Annotated in this window: 17 protein-coding genes and 5 pseudogenes; 6 read left to right on the top strand and 16 right to left on the bottom strand. The window is 52.9% G+C overall.

The features are described 5' to 3' along the window. Nucleotides 1-92 precede the first annotated feature (92 nt). The 3 genes and pseudogenes from ACZYSM_RS15135 to tnpB form a co-directional block, all read right to left on the bottom strand. Nucleotides 93-368: a hypothetical protein gene (locus tag ACZYSM_RS15135; protein WP_489072292.1), complete on the bottom strand. Its 276-nt coding sequence runs from the start codon at nt 366-368 to the stop codon at nt 93-95. A 2-nt stretch (nt 369-370) separates the two neighbouring features. After that, nucleotides 371-808, bottom strand: a pseudogene (locus ACZYSM_RS15130) (transposase); the annotation flags it as partial. Between the two features lie 217 nt (nt 809-1,025). Then, nucleotides 1,026-1,229: an IS66 family insertion sequence element accessory protein TnpB gene (gene tnpB / locus ACZYSM_RS15125; RefSeq protein ID WP_489072291.1), complete on the bottom strand. Its 204-nt coding sequence runs from the start codon at nt 1,227-1,229 to the stop codon at nt 1,026-1,028. A 101-nt stretch (nt 1,230-1,330) separates the two neighbouring features. Between tnpB and ACZYSM_RS15120 the strand changes: the two genes are divergently transcribed. From ACZYSM_RS15120 to ACZYSM_RS15110, 3 genes are all read left to right on the top strand, one after another. Beyond that, a complete protein-coding gene (locus ACZYSM_RS15120) occupies nt 1,331-1,495 on the top strand; it encodes a hypothetical protein (protein ID WP_489072290.1) in 165 nt (54 codons plus the stop codon). A 47-nt stretch (nt 1,496-1,542) separates the two neighbouring features. Then, nucleotides 1,543-2,685 carry a hypothetical protein gene (locus ACZYSM_RS15115; protein ID WP_489072289.1) on the top strand — a complete coding sequence of 381 codons (1,143 nt, stop codon included), beginning with the start codon at nt 1,543-1,545 and terminating at the stop codon, nt 2,683-2,685. A gap of 86 nt (nt 2,686-2,771) precedes the next feature. Continuing rightward, nucleotides 2,772-3,878 (top strand): glycosyltransferase 61 family protein, encoded by a 1,107-nt coding sequence (locus tag ACZYSM_RS15110; RefSeq protein WP_489072288.1) that lies wholly within the window; start codon nt 2,772-2,774, stop codon nt 3,876-3,878. An 836-nt stretch (nt 3,879-4,714) separates the two neighbouring features. On the opposite strand, the pseudogene ACZYSM_RS15105 reads toward ACZYSM_RS15110, so the two are convergent. Then, nucleotides 4,715-4,912: pseudogene (locus tag ACZYSM_RS15105) on the bottom strand (IS3 family transposase); the annotation flags it as partial. Nucleotides 4,913-5,403: 491 nt separating this feature from the next. Between ACZYSM_RS15105 and ACZYSM_RS15100 the strand changes: the two are divergent. Beyond that, on the top strand, nt 5,404-6,069 hold the full coding sequence (locus ACZYSM_RS15100) for a hypothetical protein (RefSeq protein ID WP_489072287.1): 666 nt from the start codon (nt 5,404-5,406) through the stop codon (nt 6,067-6,069). Nucleotides 6,070-6,071: 2 nt separating this feature from the next. On the opposite strand, the pseudogene ACZYSM_RS15095 reads toward ACZYSM_RS15100, so the two are convergent. The 12 genes and pseudogenes from ACZYSM_RS15095 to ACZYSM_RS15040 all read right to left on the bottom strand — a co-directional run. Next, nucleotides 6,072-6,261, bottom strand: a pseudogene (locus ACZYSM_RS15095) (transposase); the annotation flags it as partial. A 116-nt stretch (nt 6,262-6,377) separates the two neighbouring features. Beyond that, entirely contained in the window at nt 6,378-7,130 is a 753-nt protein-coding gene (locus tag ACZYSM_RS15090) for a WecB/TagA/CpsF family glycosyltransferase (RefSeq protein WP_489072286.1), read from the bottom strand. Then, nucleotides 7,130-8,317, bottom strand: a complete 1,188-nt coding sequence (locus ACZYSM_RS15085; protein ID WP_489072285.1) for a glycosyltransferase family 2 protein — start codon at nt 8,315-8,317, stop codon at nt 7,130-7,132. Before ACZYSM_RS15085 ends, ACZYSM_RS15090 begins: the two co-directional genes overlap by 1 nt. After that, nucleotides 8,314-9,516, bottom strand: a complete 1,203-nt coding sequence (locus ACZYSM_RS15080; protein ID WP_489072284.1) for a glycosyltransferase — start codon at nt 9,514-9,516, stop codon at nt 8,314-8,316. The genes ACZYSM_RS15085 and ACZYSM_RS15080 overlap by 4 nt, the downstream gene beginning before the upstream one ends. Nucleotides 9,517-9,948: 432 nt before the next feature. Then, nucleotides 9,949-10,884, bottom strand: a complete 936-nt coding sequence (locus tag ACZYSM_RS15075; RefSeq protein ID WP_489072283.1) for a DUF535 family protein — start codon at nt 10,882-10,884, stop codon at nt 9,949-9,951. Between the two features lie 7 nt (nt 10,885-10,891). Continuing rightward, nucleotides 10,892-11,869 (bottom strand): glycosyltransferase family 2 protein, encoded by a 978-nt coding sequence (locus ACZYSM_RS15070; protein ID WP_489072282.1) that lies wholly within the window; start codon nt 11,867-11,869, stop codon nt 10,892-10,894. A gap of 49 nt (nt 11,870-11,918) precedes the next feature. Next, the gene (locus ACZYSM_RS15065; protein ID WP_489072281.1) at nt 11,919-12,443 is read right to left on the bottom strand and encodes a serine O-acetyltransferase; all 525 of its coding nucleotides are present in this window, start codon (nt 12,441-12,443) and stop codon (nt 11,919-11,921) included. An 8-nt stretch (nt 12,444-12,451) separates the two neighbouring features. Next, nucleotides 12,452-13,408 carry a glycosyltransferase family 2 protein gene (locus tag ACZYSM_RS15060; RefSeq protein ID WP_489072280.1) on the bottom strand — a complete coding sequence of 319 codons (957 nt, stop codon included), beginning with the start codon at nt 13,406-13,408 and terminating at the stop codon, nt 12,452-12,454. Continuing rightward, nucleotides 13,401-13,757 (bottom strand): annotated as a pseudogene (locus ACZYSM_RS15055) (acyltransferase); the annotation flags it as partial. The gene ACZYSM_RS15060 and the pseudogene ACZYSM_RS15055, both read right to left, overlap by 8 nt. Continuing rightward, a pseudogene (locus ACZYSM_RS15050) lies at nt 13,740-14,462 on the bottom strand (FAD-dependent oxidoreductase); the annotation flags it as partial. The pseudogenes ACZYSM_RS15055 and ACZYSM_RS15050, both read right to left, overlap by 18 nt. Then, a complete protein-coding gene (locus ACZYSM_RS15045; RefSeq protein WP_489072279.1) occupies nt 14,459-14,650 on the bottom strand; it encodes a hypothetical protein in 192 nt (63 codons plus the stop codon). The pseudogene ACZYSM_RS15050 and the gene ACZYSM_RS15045, both read right to left, overlap by 4 nt. Nucleotides 14,651-14,792: 142 nt before the next feature. Further along, complete coding sequence (locus ACZYSM_RS15040) at nt 14,793-16,169, bottom strand: oligosaccharide flippase family protein (RefSeq protein WP_489072278.1); 1,377 nt, start codon at nt 16,167-16,169, stop codon at nt 14,793-14,795. A 96-nt stretch (nt 16,170-16,265) separates the two neighbouring features. Here ACZYSM_RS15040 and ACZYSM_RS15035 point away from each other — a divergent pair, with 96 nt between their 5' ends. Continuing rightward, nucleotides 16,266-17,816 (top strand): O-antigen ligase family protein, encoded by a 1,551-nt coding sequence (locus ACZYSM_RS15035; RefSeq protein ID WP_489072277.1) that lies wholly within the window; start codon nt 16,266-16,268, stop codon nt 17,814-17,816. Nucleotides 17,817-17,821: 5 nt separating this feature from the next. Further along, nucleotides 17,822-20,506, top strand: a complete 2,685-nt coding sequence (locus ACZYSM_RS15030; RefSeq protein ID WP_489072276.1) for a cellulase family glycosylhydrolase — start codon at nt 17,822-17,824, stop codon at nt 20,504-20,506. Nucleotides 20,507-20,524 lie beyond the last annotated feature (18 nt).

Genomic DNA, 20,524 nt, shown 5'->3' with positions numbered 1-20,524 from the left:
ATCCAAAAATAGGCAGCGCGTTCAGCATCTGAGATCCACAAATCGCGGGGCTTGCAATCACATCAGTGACGCGGAAGCCATTCGAAGCCGCACTACTTTATTTTTTGTGGCCTGATATCCACCACAGTCCCCGTCTGCACGTCTTTGATCGGTGAGAGTAAATGCGGCGAGATATTCCAGCGTTGTCCGTTATCGGTTACCACTGTGACGGTTTTGCGGTTGAACTTCATAACGGTACCGGACAGGCGCTCACCGCGTGGTGAGTCGAAGCTGCCTCGTGCGCCTGGATGGAACTGCATCATTGATTTGTGAGTGTCCAACGATTCCAGCATCTTCAGGCGTTCGATGATGTGGTGATTCAATGTCACTAACTCATCAGCCGAAGTCGCTCAACATCAGGAGTCCGGCGTCTGAGACGCTGGGCGTAGTAACACGATCGGGTGACTTCAAACACCTTGCACAGCCAATCAACCGGCTCGTGGACGCTCAGTTGGTCAATCAGCGCGAACGCTCGTGATCTTCCGACATCAAGAGCGCGGTAGCCTTTTTTAAGATGGACTTCTCTCGCTCAAGTCGAGCGATACGAGCTTCCAGTTCCTGGATTTTCTGTTGTTCCGGGGGTCAACGCTTTGCTCTGCGGAGTAACGCCTTGGCGCTCTTGCTGAACCTGGTCAACCCAACGGCGTAGTGCCGACTCACCGACGCCGAGTGAACGACTGGCTTCGATGAAACTGTAGTTTTGCTTGAGTACGAGGTCGGCAGCCTCGCGTTTGAAATCAGCGGAAAAGATACGGCGTTGTTTGGTCATCTGACACCTCGATCTGGCGAGCACTCTCGCCTAAATGGGGGTGACCATAGATTTCATTAGACCACTACAATACGTACTTGACGCCGTTATCGGCGCCTTTTCCAACGGTCGCTCACCACCACGCCTTTTGAACGCAGCAGCACCGGGCGGTTTGAAGCCAGCTCCTGCAAGCAGACACCGGGAGGCCTACGCCCATTTTTGATACAGCATCACTGGCTTACGCCAGCGTTCGTGACACACCCCAGCAGGGTATTTTCACTCGATTACGGGGGCGATTCAGGAAAGCAAAAAGTACTGGGTCGAATACCGCCACCTTGATATCCAGTTCGACCAAGGCTGCGAGGCCGTCAATGGATTTTCGGAAGTCTACGGGCTTGGGGTAGAGATAGACTTTTTCGACTTTAGCGTCGAGACGCATCATGACGGGCTGGCTCCAGAGAGAGATGGGAGCACAGCATCGGGGATCAATTGCCGGTTTTGAATGTGGGGCTCATGGCGCGGTTACGATCGAGAGGAGCTTCAGTGGGCCAAGAACTGAAGCAGTTGGCTATTTTTGCAGCGGCTCCCTTGCCAAACGTCTACCTCGCATCTTTAATAGTTCTAGAGGAGAGAATGTTACAGAATATTTCCCCGCTGAATGAGCCTTCCACATCAAAATTGGAAGTATTGTTTGAATTTTCCAATTGATATTTTTTCTGGCTTAACCAAAAGACAAGTCAAAAAGAGTGCCGGAAATGAAAGAGTATTTAGCGGCGCCGATCCGAAAACTCATATCTCCCTCAATACGATTTGAGCTAAGAAAAACTGCAGCCTGGCTGCGAGACATGCTTGGGCGAGCCTGTTTCTGGCGCTGGGAAATTGCCAGATTCAAGCTGCGAAAAGACAGTCCTTACGACATCCTCTATGTTGGAAGGAGAGCACAGCGGGAGATGGCCAAGGTTCTCATGGGGGTGGAGTCTCCTGTGGCCGACAGCACGTCGGAATCGGATAAATCGAACCGTACGGTTCTGGTCAGTGAAATGCCAACCTTGGGCGCGTTGTATGTGCCTCACTTTCTGAGTGCTATCGTGCCACTGGGTCGCTCCATTGACGATATCACGGCGGGATACGATCGTAAGTTACGTCGAAACATACGCAAGAACCAGTCGCGCTACCGAATGAAGCAGGCGCTGACGGATGACGAAATTGAAAGAGCCGACAGGGAAATGCTTCAACCCTATGCCAGAGCAAGGCATGGCACTGCCGCCTCGCAAATTGCCACACATGAAGTTTTAAGGATAGCAAAGACTTTCGGCCGGCTCGATCTAATACTGTTGGAAGACGAAATTGTTGCATGCCAACTTGCGTGCGTAATTACTCGGGCCGGAAAGCGCTACTGGAGCATGATACGTGCTGGCTATCCTGAGGCGGTTTTTTCAGATGCCAAAAGGCTGAATGAAGTCAACTCGATCACTACATTTATGGAGCTTGAGTGGGCAATAAACAATGGCTTTGACTATTATGACATCGGTACTTGCCTGGCCCGTCCAGACGACGGACTTCTCGAATGGAAAAGAAGACGTGGTGGTGATGTTGATACGCTGGGTAACCACGCTTATATGTTTGTCCGACTACCCAAGGTTGGTGCAGCCCAACTCCTTTGGAATACACCGCTATTTGCTGTCGAGGGGAAAAAACTGACACTTCATCTTGGCTTGCCGGACGGGCAAAACGATGAGGAAGTTGCGAGTCGCTATAATAACATGGGGTTTGGCGGGCTATACAAAATTTATCTCTACTGTGCCAAGAGTCCAAGCGAACTGCTTCTCGACACGTTACGCAGTCGTTATGCTCATTTGAAGTCCCCGCCCATTATGGAGAGGATTATATCTACCTGAGCAGCTTTCTGATGTTAAAGAAATGCAGTTTAGGCGCTTGCGCCATTAACTGTTTTTTTGTAGAGACGGATTAGAGTGAACATGACATGTCGGAATTACGCGTGTTAACGAGCAGCAACCGGACAAAATGGAGCCTTGCTGCATACCAGCATATTGTAAGAGCGCGGGTTATGCGAAAGCCGGCGGAAATCCCGCAAAGTGCAGCGGTGAAAACCTGGAATATTGCGCCTGGCGAAACATCAATTTCTCCACCGGCTTTTTTCCTGCCCAATCAACTCGAACGTGTGACAGGATGGGAGGAAGAACGCTTTTATCCTTCCGAACACCCCCGTCGTACAATGGAAGGAATAGGCAGCGTTGATCATGGTCCAACACGGGGCCACCTGCTTAAAGATGTCTGGCTGATAGATGGAACACTCTACAAGGGCAATGCAAAATCCTGCTTATCTCCTAGATCTGGTTGGCTTCCAAAAATCTCCGTGGAAACCGAGATGGAGCGCGGGGCGATTTACTGTACAGCAGGTGGAAACAAATGGTTTGGCTCCTGGCTGATGGAAGACTGTGCAACTTACCCATTAGCATGCGACGAAGGAGTTCCGGTGACGATCGCGCCATCCACCAGGTTTCCTCTATTTCCCCAGGCTCCCGAATATGAGGACTGGCTTGGCATAACACCGGTTCGTTTGCGCAATGCGTTTTTTCGTGAGCTCGTGATATTCGATGATCTAAGTCAAAATCGAAATAGGCATTTACGCTTTCGCGCGATGGGTGAAAAATTAATGTCACACGTAAAGTACAGCTCTCACCCCGGAGTTTTCATTCTGCGAGGCGGCAAAGGTGAATTGCGACTGTTACACAATGAAATGGAACTCGCTGAACGTCTGCATAACCGCAGAGGTTTTCGCATTCTCGACCCTTCGAAAACCGATGTTCCGACAATCGTAGCGACCTGTGCTGGGGCAAAAACCGTGGTGGGGATCGAGGGGAGTCATCTCGTACATGGTGTCAATGTACTTCAGCCTGGTGGCTCACTGCTGGCTCTGCAGCCCCCGAATCGCTTCATCTGTTATTACAAGTATCTAACGGATCGCGATCACCAGAATTTTGGATTTGTGGTGGGAACGCCAGAGGGCGATGGCTTTACAATCGACCCCGATGAGGTTGAGCGCACTCTAGACCTATTCCCTTCATGAAGACTTGATCTGAACCACGCTCCTCGTGCCAAGGTCGAGCCCCCATTCCGAGTGATCAAACCCCAATTTGGGTATCAGCAACGCGCCTTGGGTCAAATTTCAATCGGCAGGGAGGGTCAGTTTTCCGTAAGCGCTCCATGCACCCGGAAAAGTCGAAGATTGTGTATTGCAAAGACAGTAACCGCAAAGCAGCGTACCCGACGACGCAGTTTACGTTTCTGGGGTTTACCTTCCGGCCACGGGAGGCGTGGGGTAACCATGGACGCCGATTTACCAGCTTCCTGCCCGCAGCCCGTAATGAAGCGTTTAAACGAACGCGCCAGCAAACTCGCGGCTGGAATATCCAGCGGCAAACACCGGCCAGCCTTTTTGAATTGTCAAAGCAGTAAAACGCGACCCTCAGGGGGGTGGAACTACTACGGGGCTTTCTACAGAGCGGCGATGCGCAAGGTCTTCAATCATTTTGACTTGAAGCTCCAGCGTTGGGTTCATCAGAAATACACGCCAAGGAGAGGTCATTTAAGATTGCAAATAAATAAAATAAATACTCAAAATTGGAGCTCGATAGCAAAGCACGTTTTTCAAGGTCTGTAGCAAACTACAATTAGCGTACATACATAATCACCCATTTTTAATTCACATCAAATATTCTTTCTTGCGAAAACTCGCAATCCTCTCAATAGAATCAAGATTGTCTGACAACATTTCGCTGCCTCCAACTTTAATACAGGAGGCTTCTTCAATGAAGAACATAACCACTAACACACCCTTCCCCCAGATCGAGTAAAGATGCTACGTCGCGTTTTACAAGGTAGTTTTCGCGTCAGCCGCGTTTTTTATGCCCGCATTTTCAGTGCTGGTTGTTCCCTCTCTGGCTTGAGTGTGAAGGCCCCGATGGTTTGCCAATTCCCGGTCGCACCTGACCAGCGATGCGAGTGTTGATTGCGAGCGTGCTGGTACAGCGCATGACACTTGGCCAGCACCTCTTGATCCTCACCGCGATGACGCTGCGCCGGGGTTACGAAGCGGACGCGGCGGTGGCCTGGGCGTAGCGGACAAACTGCGAAAAACGGTGATCTATCGTGTCCACGCTGGAAAAGGACAGTTCGCCCTAGATAGTTTTGCCGCACTGTGCGTTCTTCAAGTGCTGGTCAGGCCCCGATTGGGCTATCCATCTCGATCCGCGAGTGCTGCAGGGTTGTTCCTTGATGCCCTTATGCCGTTTCACGCTGAGCGGAAAGGCCAAAGGCGGTGCGGGGCGTGTGTTGCATTTGGTCCTTGAGACCGTCCTGTTGCGGGCGATGCTCAAGCCTGAAGCTATTTCATGCGGATAGAGTCCGCTTGATTGATGACTGACCTGTTTGTTGTGACGTTATTTTGACGCAATTACACTGATTTTCTATTTATATTTATCATGATGACGCACTATTGACGCGGCAGCTATGTGCCTACTATGCTCAATTTAACTTGATAAAGATTCCTTCGTCCGACAAAAGAATAATCCTCTGCTCAGGGAGGCCATGTTATGCACCCGACACTTTTTATTAAATCCGTTTTGTTATTAATACTCCTGAATGGTGCGGCTGTTTCTAGTGCTCAGGCGGCCAGTTTGGTCTATGAATCTAGTTGCATGAGCAACTCTGGCGAGGATTTAGGGCCTAAACTAAGCATGCTGATCGAAGAGCGCGCGGGAGGCGCGCTGTTTATTTTTAGAAACAGCATTGTCGTGCCTTCGTCGATCACCGATATCTACTTGGATGATGCACAACCTGCTCTAATTAGCAGCATCGCTTATCACTCTGACTCGGGGATGGGTGTTTCCTTCGACAGCCAAGCCGCACCGGCGAATCTTCCAGGTGGCAACGCCATTGGCTTTCACACCGACTTCTCCGGTAATTCTGGCACGCAGAGCATTGCTACCAAGGGTGTGCTTAACAATGGGGCCAACGCTGTCGGCGAGTGGGTCAGCTTCCTTGGGCCGTGCGCCAATGCTTCTTCGTTTAACAGTTTAATTGCGGCGTTTGCCAATGGCCAGTTCAGGGTTGGTCGGCATGTCCAGGGTATAGGTCTGGCTGGGACAGCCAATTCTTATATCAATCAACGGAGTGCGGTACCGCTTCCTGCGGCAGCATGGTTATTTTCTTCCGCGTTGTTTGGATTTATCGCGTTTGCCAACCGACGGAAGGTGTAGGTAGTGGTTTCGTACAATGCCTCCTCCATGGTCGGATCGCTGTAACCGAACCAGTTCTGCAACAGATGCACGCGCAGCATCGCCATCAACGGAGAGGCCGGACGAACCGCCTTCACCCTTCGGGCAATGTAGCCCGATCAAGGCGATCAACCCCTTCCATGGCACCACCTGATCCATCTCGATCAGGAACAATTCTTTGCGGGGTTACTTGCGCTTGCCGGCGTACTCGGCGTCGGCGAAGGTCATCTGCTTCATGGGAAACTCGTGCAACGGGATCGGCGTATTTCACCAGAAACGGTAAGTCTTTTTCAGGGTTTCCTTAATGTAGGCGCATCTCTGCAGATCAGCGTGCGAAACAAGAACATTGGATTACCAACCACATAGCGACTGAATAATCGCTTTGGCTCACTCATCTCCCTGAATACCCACTCACAACCAAGACGACGCATCCATTGCGGAGCCCGAGTAACCTTGCCGCCGAGAAAGTCCAGGATCGCCCCGCCGCACACTATCAGACATGGCACGCCGCTGGCAGCTAGCCTGGCAGCAACGGCTTCTTGCTTGGGCATGCCCATGCCCAGCACAACCAATTCTGGCTGCAGTTGCCGGGCAAGGTTTATGTAGGCATCCACCTCAGCAAAACCATGGTGAGCAGAAACTACATTTACCGCAAATACCGCTTCGCTACGCTGCACCGCATTCGCTAGATAGGGCTCTTCAGTGCCCCAGAATGCCACACGCCGGCCCTTGAACGCAGCCAGTAATTTGGGAATAAAATCCGTGCCATTCATATTTAGCCCCGGCACTAAGCCGAGCCGGCGAAACAGGATGGCCATGCCGGAGCCATCCCGTAATAACACGTCAGCAGCCGACAGCGCGTTATAGTAATCGGTGTTGCCCGCCACCAGGTTCATGGCATGGGCATTGACGAATCCAAGTACTGTCGCCGCCTCAGGCTTGGATAAAGCATCAATCAATCCTTGCTCATCAACGAGATCACTGACCACCCTGAGTTTCTGGATAATCGTTTGCCAGTTGTGCTGCCAAGCAAAAGCGCACATTAATTGTCATCTCGCTTCGAACGCACCCACTCAACTTGGCGCTTAAGCAAAAAGCCTAGATACAGGGGTATTTTCTTCACCGCGTAGAACGGCGCATACAACAAGGCTGAAAAAGATATAATCCCGCGACCAAATTGGCTCCATGCCAGCAAGATAGTCACATTCAATATTGCCACCCCGGCAGAAGCGATTAATGCTGGAGCCAAAGCTCCACACAGCATAAACACCAACCATGACAGACTAAAAACAGCCCCCAACGCTAAAGTCAATAAGGCCAACGGAGGGACCAATAAATCTAGCGTCATAGCCAGGAGGTTCCAGTTACGCAAGCTAATCGACTCTACAAACAACTTTGGTGCATCACCAAGGATTACCCCTAGATGACCATGCTCCCAGCGCGTACGCTGGGTACTTAAGCCTTCATCACTGCGCGGAAAATAACTGGTCACAAGGGCATCGGGGCAAAACAAAGGCGGCTTGCCGCTGCGGCAGAAATCGAAGCCCATCCTCAAATCTTCGACGATGTGGCCACTGGCCAAATCGATCAAAGCCAGATCCCGCCAGACGAAAGCCATTCCCGTACCCATTAACTGACAGGGCAAACCAAGCCGAGCCCAACCTTGCGGCCGCACCAGATTCTTCACACGCCAGGCAAACTCGGCAAACCGCACTTTTAGCCCGGAACCTGCTGGAGCACGCATTAAATTAAGTGCCTGCGTTGGCCGCCCTGAGTCGATGCAACACATTGCCAAACGCTCAATAGAGCCCTCACCCACCTGGCAATCGGCATCGACAATGATCATGACGTCCGGCGCAACGCTCGCTAAATGACGCACCCCAAAGTCCAGCGCATAACCCTTGCCACACTGCTGATCATTGCTGCGTTCCACCACCTCGGCGCCCGCCGTGCGGGCCAGCGCGGCCGTGTCGTCAGAACAGTTGTCCGCCACCACCAATAAGCGATCGCCCTCTAGCAACTGCGGCCGAATGGTATTTAACGTCGCGACGATCATCGAGGATTCATTGTGTGCCGGTACCAACACAGCCACCCGCAGCCGCGATCTTTGCGCCGACGAGAGCGACCGCACAGGCAGGCAGGCCAGCAACACCTGTAAAAACAGCACCAACACCGGCAGGACTATGAGCGCCAGCAGTGTGCTGAACAGCCAATTAAGTAAGGTGATCATGCTTGCGCCCTAAACAAATTAGCCAACTTGGCCGCTTCGGTATCGATATCGTGTCGCTCCAGCACTCTCTGATAAGCCGCCTCGCCCATCCGCTGCAACACCTCGACGGGTTGCGCGAGGCAGTCCGCCAGCACCGCCGCCAACTCATCCACAGCTCCAGCGGGAAACAACCAACCGTTCTCACCCTGACGCACTAACTCGGGAATGCCCGCCACATAGGTCGTCAGTACTGGCCGGCGCAAGGCCATGGCTTCCATGATTACCACCGGCAACCCCTCGGCGAAGCTCGGCAACACCAAGGCCCGCGCCGCAAGAATTTCCGCCCGCACCTGCTCGCTGCTAATCCAGCCGGTGATTCGCACCTGCGCCTGCAAGCCATGCAGTGCAATCAGGGCTTCGATTTCCGCACGTATTTCCCCATCGCCGGCCAGTACTATCTCGAACACCACGGCTTGCGCTGCCAGGATGCTGGCGGCCTCAAGCAACAACAGTTGGCCCTTCTGCTCACACAAGCGACCCACGCAAACCAACCGCGGCACGGACGGCACGGCAACTGCCGGTACATCGTGAAACGCCCGCTCCAGACCACAATGCACCACCTTTACCCTTTCCCAGTGCGCATGAGCCACCCAGCGAAACAGCTGGCTGCGCCCATAAGAGCTAATAACCGCGACAAAAGCCGCGCGCCGGACTTTCTCGCCCAAATGAATAAACTGTGGTTTGTCGAACTCTTCCGGGCCGTGCACCGTAAAACTGTACGCTGGCCCGCCGAGTGCATTGGCCAACATCACCACCTCGGTTGAGTTAGTGCCGAAATGCGCATGCACATGCTCGGCACCGAACGCCTGCAACAAAGACAGCAGGCGGCACGCCTCGGACAAATAGACCAAATGGTACGGCCAGGGCCGATCGGCACGCCGGCCCATGCGTAGCGCCAGCCACAACGCCGAAAAAAAGCGTCGCGGCTGGGCGTGCAACACCTGCAGCACAGGCACTAATAGCTCTTTGACTCCGCCTTGCAGCACATAGTAAGTTTTACTGCGTTCGGACACGTCCTCGGCATCCACCAACTCGGCATCCCAACCACGCAGAGCAATGCGCTGCACCACAAAGCCCTGGCGCTCTAACGCCAAAATCTCGCGACGAATGAAGCTATGGCTGACCTTGGGGTATTGATTGATCAAATAAGCGATACGCATAGGAACCAGCTTAGATGTCGTTGCAGTGAATTATTACGACAGGTACTTTTACAGTAGTACAATTATCAAGAACGTCAACAAGCACCACGGCGTTTGTTCCGACCCTTGCATTTTCTCCGATCAACAACCCACCTAGAACTTTCGCTCCGGCACCTTATATACACTTCGAAACCAATAGCTTAAACAGTGCCGCCCGCCAACTGACCAATAGTGACTACTGCAGCTTCATGCCGCCAGGCCCGACAGTCACATATTGATGAATTACATCCGCTTTGGACGAGGCAGCTTTATATCACTTGAAATTTTTTGTATTTTTATTTATACCAGACGACGTCACTATCAACAAAACCAAATACCTTACAGGTGCACCCCTTCAGAAGGCCAAATAAAAAATCCGTACGAGATGCACACTCCCTCCAGTCAAATATCGACCTAATAAGCGCTTGCGCTAGTTACATAGCTGCCTATTAACACACTGTCTATTCTTGTAAAAACATCATCTAGAAGCTCATAACGTCTGCGGTACATGGCACGTTTTTTTGAAGGAATACAATCAAGCGCCTTTTTGGACTGGACCATGGGAATCTCAAAAAAATCTTCGCGCTCTGACGGAGTCGCTCCATGCTCCAACCATATAAAATCATAATTTCCCGCTAGATCTTGAGCTTTTTGAGCTCCAAAATATGGATGACGATGATGACGATACCCATCCCCTATCGCATAAATCTTTTCAACACCAATATTTATTGCAATATACTTAATAACTTCGATCAGAAAGCTTCTTGGCCGAAGACCTTCAAAACCTTTTGTTAAGTCCCTATAAATACTCAAGGACCTATCACTCTCCACACCTTTGTGTATCCCTTGAACTGCACCGATAAAAATACATAGCTCAACCTCCGTGCGACACAACGTGAACGCTATTGATGCAGTACGTAAATCACCCTGAAATAAGTTCAGCACCAGCTCCCCTTCACGCATAAACCATGCCGGACGATCTAGAACCAAGGAACAACCAACAGAGCACTCCGACAAGTCACTCAAAATCAAACTGTCATTTCGCCCAAAAAGTAATAGCTGTGGAAAGTTTTTTGTGACCACTTCGTAATGCGAGGCTAATACACGAAGTCTATCCCGAGAGCTCCAGCACCTACTAATGTATGGCCAATGAACAACACCAATACAATCCCCCCCTAACTTCTCAAAACCGGTTTTGCCCAGCGCGCTCGACATACGCCATAAAAACAACTTGAGTTCTGACCAGTTTTTTGTAACTGAAATCAGTAATTTACGTTTATTATTCAACGCGCTAAAAGAATAACCCGCGTGCAAAAAAAATAGGCTTTTTAATATCAGCCAATAATTCATAGAAGTCTCACTTGTATTCGATCAACGTCGTCTTTCCGGCGCCGAATCTGTTCAACAAAAACTTGACTTGCCCGAGCATCTCGGGAAATTTTCCCAGCACCAGAAAGAAAGCCAGCAGCCAGTTTTCGCGCGCTGATCTATCACCCCGCCGAGCCAAGCGCACCACCTGCAGTGGATAGACCAGCAGCAGAAGCAGCCCAATCCATCCCAGCATCAAACTCGCGATAATAGTTGCCAGCGGGATACCCAAGCCCCAGAACCAGGCACGGCGCGACTCACGTAACCCATGTTGCTCCGGTGCAGCCCCATGCAAAAATGCGCCCGAGGCAAAGGCATACCCACCACGCAGGGTACGCTGCCACCATTGGCCGAAGCGGGTCATGGCCGCATCGTGCAAGGTCATTTCCTCAACCAGACGCCAGACCTTCCATCCACTCGCACGTAGACGCACACACAACTCAGGCTCTTCCCCGGCAATAAGATCCGATCGAAACCCAGACGCTGCGACGAAGGCGTCAGCCCGCATCAGCGCATCGCCACCACAAGCCTTGGCCTCACCTATCGGCGTATCCCATTCGAGATCACACAGTAAGTTGTAAATCGAATGCTGTGGAAAACGTTCACGGCGCCGTCCACAGACCACCGCAACCTTAGACTGGGCATCAAGAAAAGCCTGTGCCCGGGGCAGCCAGCCACCGACAACCTCGCAATCACCATCGACAAACTGCACATAACGCATCGCCGGCAATAAGCGTTGCACGCAGGCAAACCCTTCATTGCGCGCGCGCGCAGCCGTAAAGGGAATCGACATATCCAACTCAATCACCTCGACCCCAAGCCGCCGTGCCATCTGGACTGAACCATCCGTTGATCCAGAGTCGACATAAATAACCTTCTCCGCCGCACCGCCCAGCGAAGCCAGGCAACGCTCAAGCCGTAGGCCTTCATTGCGACCGATAACAACGACACCAATACCAGTAGCCATTGAGTTCACTCAGCGATGTAAAACTGCTCGATATCGTCCACCGGATGGTTCATAAGCATTCCCTTGCTTCTGCGCGCTGCCTTTTCTTGATAGTCGCAGGCACGCCCACTGCCACCGAGTCGTCCGGTACATCTGTCAGCACCACGGCATTGGCACCAATCACGACGTTGTTACCAATGCGGATATTGCCCAGCACCTTGGCCCCGGCACCGATATCAACATTGTTACCCATCACCGGGGCAATCGGCTCATCCACATTCTTGAGACCCACGACCACGCCATTGCGGATACGGCAATCATCGCCGAACCGCGCATAACCACTGATTATGATGCCGCCGAAATGATCGATGACGAAGTTGCGCCCGATCACCACCTCACACGGCAGCTCGACACCCGTCACGATCTGCACCAATTTGAAGAGCACTTTGTATATAAAGGAGAGCAACTTACGCAACAATGCTGGGCGCACACCGTAGCGCCAGCGCCCAAAGCGATAAACCAGCATCACCCAAAACCCCTGAGCAGCCCAATCACCAGCGTGTGCACGCAAGTCCGCACGTATATTTTCGAACATAAGTTGACCTACCGTGTTGGTTGGCTAGCAAATTGGGTATCGAGCAGCAACGCCCAAGTATCACGAGCATGCTGCCAACACGCCCCTATGGCGGCCCAGCCACGGCCTTTCAATAGAGCCTTGAGCGCCAGAATCAGATCACCTATGCTCACCAGTAACATATGTGAGGCCAAACCCAGTCGACCGTGGTGCTTACGGAAGTACAAAAGCTCGCTTTCGATTTGTAACCTGGGTATCTGTCGACTGGCCGCATTGAGCTTATCAACTGATTTAGCACTTTCACCGCCGATATGCACTACCGTGGTATGCGGGTAGTAAACCACCTTCCAACCGGCCTGTTTAACGCGTTTGCAGTGATCTATCTCCTCGTAGTAAAGAAAGTAGCGCGGGTCGAACAAGCCAACCTGGTCGATGACTTCACGGCGGATCAAGTAATAGCAGCCGGGCACCCAGTCGCACTCACGGACCGAGGCATGATCCCAGGCCATGTCGTCGACCCTCTTCACCACAGGGAAAAAGCGTTCAAGCCCTGTACGCGAGAGGAAGATATTCAGCGGCGTCGGAAAATAGCGACAGGAGGGCTGCAAATCTCCCTCTCGTCCAACCAACCGAACACCGAGGACACCGCAATCAGGATGAGCCTCCATGTAGTCGAGGGTCTTACTCAGGGTATCAGCGGCAACGAAGGCATCGGTATTGAGGAGCAACACGTACTTGCCCTGCAGGTGCTCAACCAATTGATTGTTGGCACGACCAAAGCCAACATTATTTTCATTGGCCAGCAGAAATGCCTCTGGGCAAACCGTTGCCAGGCACTCTAGCGAGTTATCGACAGAGGCATTGTCCACCACTAAATAGCGCGTTCGATCCGCACTATTTGACTCGCGCAACGCGTTAAACATGGGCTGCAGCAGAGTCGCTGTATTGTAGTTAACTACCAGCACATCAATAGGAGCACTAATCATTAGGTCGCGCCCCAAAAAAGTGCTGCGCTCTCATCGCCACAAGCGTCGGCTCAAATTCTGGATCGTATACACCGCTGCGCTGCCTGATGATGTCCATCCACGGATAAGTGGTGCAAGGCTCCTCGATTTTTTTCAACAGCTCTTCTATCGTACAGATAACCTTCGCTGGATTACCCCCAACCACTACGCTAGGCGGTACATCTTTCGTTACTACAGCACCCGCTGCGAAAATTGAATCTGGACCTATGGTCATACGCGGCATGACGATAGCGCCATAGCCGATAAAACAGTTATCACCTATATCGATAGGACCGACAGAATCAAGTTTTGTACCGAAGCGACTATCGATTCCGCCAGCTACCAAGGACTCACTGTTGAGCAGTTGCCTGGCATTCTCGATCGCGCCCGTCGCCAGAGTGAAGTGTTTTACCCTGACTCTTTCTCGGTGTAGGTCGTAATCAGACACTACTACAGCCGCTATGCGGCCGGTATTGCTGTCAAACTCAAGATCGACGCAGTTGCAATTGATGAAGACATCAAGCCCCTCGGTCTCGCTAAGGTCCTCGGCATATTTTTGTGCAAGTCGCGTTGGCGGACTGAGCAAGAAACGATCAGCTTCAAAGTCGTTGCCGTGCATAGCAACATTAATGGTCTTGAATCCCGAATCCGACGGAAGATCTAAAATAGCCATGGCCTCCGGCAGATGACGCTCGATCTCGGAAAACGCTATGGGCCAACCGGGCAAGCTCACGGGAGGGGACACGGTAAAATCGGACGACTCGAAGGGCCGGCAACGCCCGGCCCAGTGATTGGAGGTGCCGCCAAAAAAGCGCAGGCGCGTTGCCTCAACGTAGGCATTGAGGCCTGACGATGAGCACTTGTAGAGGGTTTGCGAGCGCTGCGAATATTCGTGCCCCCCTCCCTCGACAAGCACCACGCGCCAACCATACCCGGCCAAACGCGACGCCAACGTGATACCGGCGGCCCCCCCTCCTATGATGTAGAAGTCATATAGGTCGCGGAGTTCTTTCTGTGATTGGTAATCTTTGATCATCGCGTTTGCCGAAAATAATGGGCAGGCAACACCCACCCGTTGATAACAACAAACTCGGATTTATCAGCAGAAGACCGTGCAAAGACCTTGGAAAATCCAAATGTCGGCCCCCCCAGACTCAATAGGGCAAACGCCTGAGGGAAGCCTCTGCGACCCATCACAGAGGTATTCAAATCAAGTTCACTCATGATTCAAAGCTCCACGACATTGAAATTGCGTTGGAAATTTCAACTACACATCAAGGTCACAACTTTTTTTGGCAACCACCATCAACACCTCAATGGCGACGTCGTGCCACAGCTTTGGAAACAACAAGAGAAATAGATCAAATCAAAGCCATTTAGCAAGACTCGACACTAACTCCCCACACAAAGCCCCCACCACCAGCATTGGCAGCACCATAAGTTCACGCTTGAGATCGAACAGCCCCACACGACAATTGACATAAACAATCAGGACAAGCGTAGGAAACGTATGCAGGGCAACGCCCCAAATCGCATATTTCACCCCGCCAAGCGCCAGCAGCAGGGGCAGCAGCACCCATAACGAGACAACGCGAATAATGTTATCCATGGCTTGGTACTTTGCGAGTCCCAAAGCTAGCCAAAGCTGATGAGCCACCCCGTAGCGCAATGTGAAAAAAGAAAGTGAAAGAATGGCCATCATGCTGCCGGCCTGGGCATAACGCTCATCGTACAAACAGCTGATGATGAATGGACTGGCGGTCAAGAACAGTCCGCAGACAAACAGCAAGGCAAGATCGACAACCAATCGGATGCGGTAATACAAAGCGCGAAGCTGTGCGGTGTCATTAACTCTTGTGGCCTCGCTGAAGGCCGGCAGGGCCACGGCCCCGACCAACCTCTGCGCTCCGAGTTGAAGAGCTCCCAAAATCAGCACCGCAATGGAGTAGGCGCCCAGTTCGGTGGCCGACATGCTACCGCCGAACCAGATGCGATCACCATTCATGGCCAGTACTCCCACTGCCGAAGACAATAGTATCCAACGGCCGAAGGCGACTAACTCTTTGAGCGCAGAGCGGTCCCACTGTAGACGGTTAGGCGGTCCCTCAAACCAGAAATGACCAAGCAGAGTGCTGACCATGGCTGCGACCAGACCTGCAATCACCAGCGACCAGACAGACCTGGTGAAGTAACCGATGCCTAGCATCACCAGCAGGCCCGCAAGCTGGGACGCAAACTCGATGAGCACCACTTTCTTTTGCTGGAAAGCGCGAGCTGCCACGTCGATTTTCGTCGACTGGAACCCAAAGATGATCGCGGTAAAACCGGTAAAGGCCAACACCAGCGGCAACTCCGGTGCGGCATAGGTGGAATTGGCCGACCACAAATTGATGACTTGCGCAAACCAGATGAAGCCCGCGATTAGAAGTGTCGAAGCAAAAAGGACAAAGCCGCGCATGATCTGCACGGTCCACACGGTATTGAGAAACACCGGATCGTCGCCACGCGGGCTCTGGATGATGTTCTGGCGCACGCCAACATCGGAAAGCAAGTGGAGAACCACCGAAACGGTGATGGCGATCATCATGATGCCGAACATTTCCGGCATCAGCAGACGGGCCATCACAAGGTTGCCACCCAAGCGAATGGTTTGAGACGTAACAATCGCCCCCAGATTCCATGCCCCAGCAGATATCGCTCGCCTGCGAAGGCTCAACGATGGCGATAAATCAATTGGAGGCATAACATCAACCCCGAACTCAAATGGTACGCACGTTACTATAGCTGCAATTGGCCATCTCACTAGCCGTCGCTCACCAATCAATAAGTTCAATAATCCATGCCTGAGCACTTTCGCGCGTTAATCGTCATTCTAGTTTTAGCTGGCATCGTTTTTGCCCTAGCGCGTCAACCAGCAGCAGACCTGATCCCTTACCGCGACTTCACTCGTCGGCGCAATCTGTGGTTCGTATTGACGCTACTGGCCTTTGTTTCGCACAGTTTCTGGGTGTATGCGGGCATTGCCGCTATCGTTCTGACCGTCGCCCGAAAAAGCGAACGCAACCCCGTGGCGCTGTTTTTCCTTCTGCTGTTTCTCATCCCGCCAGCCTCGGCGGAAATTCCCGGATTCGGCCTGATCAACTATTTTTTTGCCTTTAACCATATTCGTCTACTGGCATTGTGTGTGTTGCTTCCGGCTTTTTTCGCTCTACGCAAGCGAGCAGACACGGTCCCTTTCGGACGCACCTGGCCTGACAAGCTGTTAGCAGCCAACATCCTGTTGACGAGCCTGCTTTACCTGCGCGAAACCACGGTCACCGACACTTTGCGCCAAACGCTCTACCTGTTCATCGAAGTTTTTTTGCCTTACTACGTTGCCAGCCGGGCACTGAAGAACCTCAGCGACTTCAAGGACGCTCTGTTCGGTTTTGTACTCGCCGCCATGGTGCTGTCGCTTATTGGTCTCTTCGAGTTTTCCCGGAATTGGCTGCTCTACAATGCGCTGACCGACGCCTTGGGCATGCAATGGGGAATGTCCGGCTACTTGAGCCGTGGTGGCTCATTACGCGCCAGCGCCACTACCGGCCAGGCCATTGCGCTCGGGTTCGTCATCAGCGTGGCCATCGGCTTTTACCTGTACTTGCAGGAGAGTGTACGCAGCCGATTGCAGGAGGGTGTACGCAGCCGATTGCAGCGAGGCCTCGTCGGCCTCTTGCTGGCCGGCGGTCTGTTTGCACCGCTGTCGCGTGGCCCCTGGATCGGTGCAGCCGTCATGATCACCGTGTTCATCGCCACCGGCCGTAAAGCTGTCAAACGCCTGATGCTTCTGGCAATCGCCGGAGTGCTCGCCCTTCCCCTGCTGGCCATCGTGCCTGGCGGGCAAAAAATCCTGGATCTGCTACCGTTCATCGGTACGGTAGAAGTAGAGAACATCACGTACCGGCAGCGCTTGATTGATAACGCAGTGATCGTCATCCAGCGCAACCCTTGGCTGGGCTCTTTCGATTACCGCAACACTCCTGAGATGCAGTCCATGATTCAGGGCGAGGGCATCATCGATATTGTGAATACCTATATCGCCCTGGCGCTGGAGATCGGCCTGATCGGATTGACGCTATTCGTGGTTTTTTTCGCCACGGTGCTGCTCGGCATCCGCACGGCAATGCGTTCGTTCCCCAACAAAGACGATGAGCCGCGCCGACTCGGACGTGCGCTGTTGGCGGTACTGGCCGGGATACTGGTGACCATCTTTACCGTTAGCAGTATCACCGTGATCCCCGTGGTGTATTGGTCGGTGGCCGGACTGGGTGTGGCCTATGCTCAGATGGTGCGCAGGCTCAAGCGCACTGAGACTGCAAGCACTGCGAGCGCCAACTTTCAACTCCGGTAACGCTCATGACCTCTTTTTTTCACCGCCCCCATATGCTGCTAGTGGTTCTCCTGCCCCTTGCTATTTGGCCGTTTAGCACCTGGGCGTCGGACTGGGTCTCCAGCGTGGATGAGCGCAGCGGCCTGCCAATGCTGGCGCGCGGTGGCAACCCTGTAGTTTCTTCTTCATTCGCCTTCTGGGGGAGCAACTGGAAATGGACGGATTTGCCGACCGCGTTCAAAGTGAACACCCCTTATAGCTACTCCCTTGCAGGCAAGAACAAAAACCTGGATTTCGACGTGACTGCGCAGATTCAGAAGGAAGACGAGCAAAAGTTGACCTGGAACTTTGCCCTGGATGCACACAGCATGATGCCGAACGTGATGGGCGGGGGCATCGTCTTCAAGTTCGATCCTGCCCTTTACAATGGAGAAATGGGTGAGCCGGCTTTGCTACCCGACAACCGCGGCTGGTCCTGGGGGAATACACAAAGCCGACGCATCGAGATGCGTTTTGAGCCTGCACTGGCAAGTGTGTACTTTGAACCGGGTGATAAATCTCAGGTGCGTGCTTTTTTCTACAAGAACACGATCAAACCCGGCCGCCAAAATTTCAAAGCCACCTTGAGCATATCTGGCGATGTGGTACTCGGTCCGACCACAACCGAGCGCTTCGGGCTGGCGGACACAAGGGGCTGGCCGAGTGACACGCTCGACTGGAAAACCTCGCCGGTCGATCTGTCCTTTCTTAACGCTCACGAAAAACCTGCAGGCAAGCGCGGCTTCGTCAAAGCATCCGGCGAACAACTGCTATTCGCGGACAACACCCCGGCGCGCTTCTGGGGCACTAACCTGACGGCCTATACGCTGTTTCGCACGCCAGACGATGCAATCAAGCAGCAGGCCCAACGCCTGTCGGCACTGGGCTTCAATCTCGTACGACTGCACCACCATGACTCCCCATGGGTCAGCCCAAACATCTTTCGCGACAGCAACCTCACGCATGACACTCAGCAACTAAGCCCGGATTCACTGAAAAAAATCGACTGGTGGATCAAGTGCCTCAAAGACGAGGGCATTTATGTATGGCTCGATATGCACGTCGAGCGAGCCTTGACTGCAAACGACAACATCTATGGCTTCGATGAAATGCCAAAGAATGGCAAGAACAACGCCGATCTCAAGGGCTATGCCTATGTAAATATCACCATTCAGCAGGCGATGAAGCGCTTTGCCCAAGCCTATTTGACCCATGTAAACACCTACACCGGACTCGCCTACAAAGACGATCCGGCGATCGCCGCCGTACTGATTACCAACGAAAACGATGTCACCCAGCACTTTGGCAATGCCCTATTACCAGACAAACAAGTGCCAAAGCACAACCAGATCTACATGGCCGAGGCCAAGGCCTTTGCCAGACAGCACAATCTATCTGCAAGCCAAACCTGGCGCTCCTGGGAGCCAGGCCCCGCCAAGCTGTTCCTTAACGATTTGGAGCGACGTTTCAACGTAGACATGATTCAGCACCTACGTGAATTAGGAGTGAAGGTACCCATCGCCACGACCAGTAGCTGGGGCGGCGATAGCCTAAGTTCCCTACCGGCCCTTACCGCCGGCGACCTGATCGATGTCCATAGCTTCGGTGGCCCTGGGCAGCTAGAGAAAAACCCGCTCACCAGCGACGGTTTACTGAACTGGATTGCCGCCGGCCAAGTCATAGGCAAACCCCTGACCGTCACCGAGTGGAACACTGAACCCTTCCCGACACCTGACCGCCACTCGCTACCACTCTATATGGCCGGCACCGCCAGCCACCAAGGCTGGGATGCGCTGATACAATATGCCTACAGCCAGGAGCCGCTAACCGGCGAATGGATAACTGCCGACAACTGGCACGCCTATAACGACCCTGCAATGCTGGCCACTCTGCCCGCCGCCGCCTTGCTTTATCGCCGCGCAGACGTTCAAGAAGCAAAGACGACCTATGTCTTCGCGCCGACACCAAGCACCCTGTTCAACCAATTCATCACACCGGCCAACGCTGCTCTACTGCGCACAGCCATGGAGAAAGGCAAGCTGCAAATCGCCATGCCCCAGACGACAGAATTACCTTGGTTGCAGCAGAGCATTATCTCGAGCAATGCACAGGTGTTTCATGACCCCAACCAGTCACTGCTGGACGCCAATGCCAGCGAGTCCACGACAGACACTGGCGAGTTAAAGCGCAACTGGAAACTAGGCATCTACACCATCAATACGCCACGCACCCAAGCAGCAACCGGCTGGATCGGCGGCGAGTCGATCAGCCTTGGCAACATCCAGGTTCAAGTAAAGACCGCTAATGCCAGTGTGGTGGTGCAAAGTCTGGACAGCGCGCCTATCGGCCGATCGCAGGATTTACTGATTTCGCTGGGTACCCGTGCCATCCCCAAAGACGACAACAAAACACCTTTTTATGTCGAGCCCCTCGAAGGCACCCTGACAATCCAGGCACCGCAAGGCTTAACATTTTTCACCCACGGCATCCTTGCGCAAATGAAGAAGTTGCCCGCCACCTACCTTGATGGGCGCTATACGATCAAGTTCGACGGTCTGCAGGCGTCTAATTGGTTGTTTTTGAGAAAAGGCGTCCCGCAAACCACAACTTCAGATGACGCACCGCCAATCCCTGCCAATACAGCGTCATCCAGCGCGTCGGCGACTCAATAGCAGTCTTTTATCTGACGT

The sequence above is a fragment of the Pseudomonas sp. F220 genome, from assembly GCF_057813935.1.
This window is presented reverse-complemented; position numbering and strand designations above follow the sequence as displayed.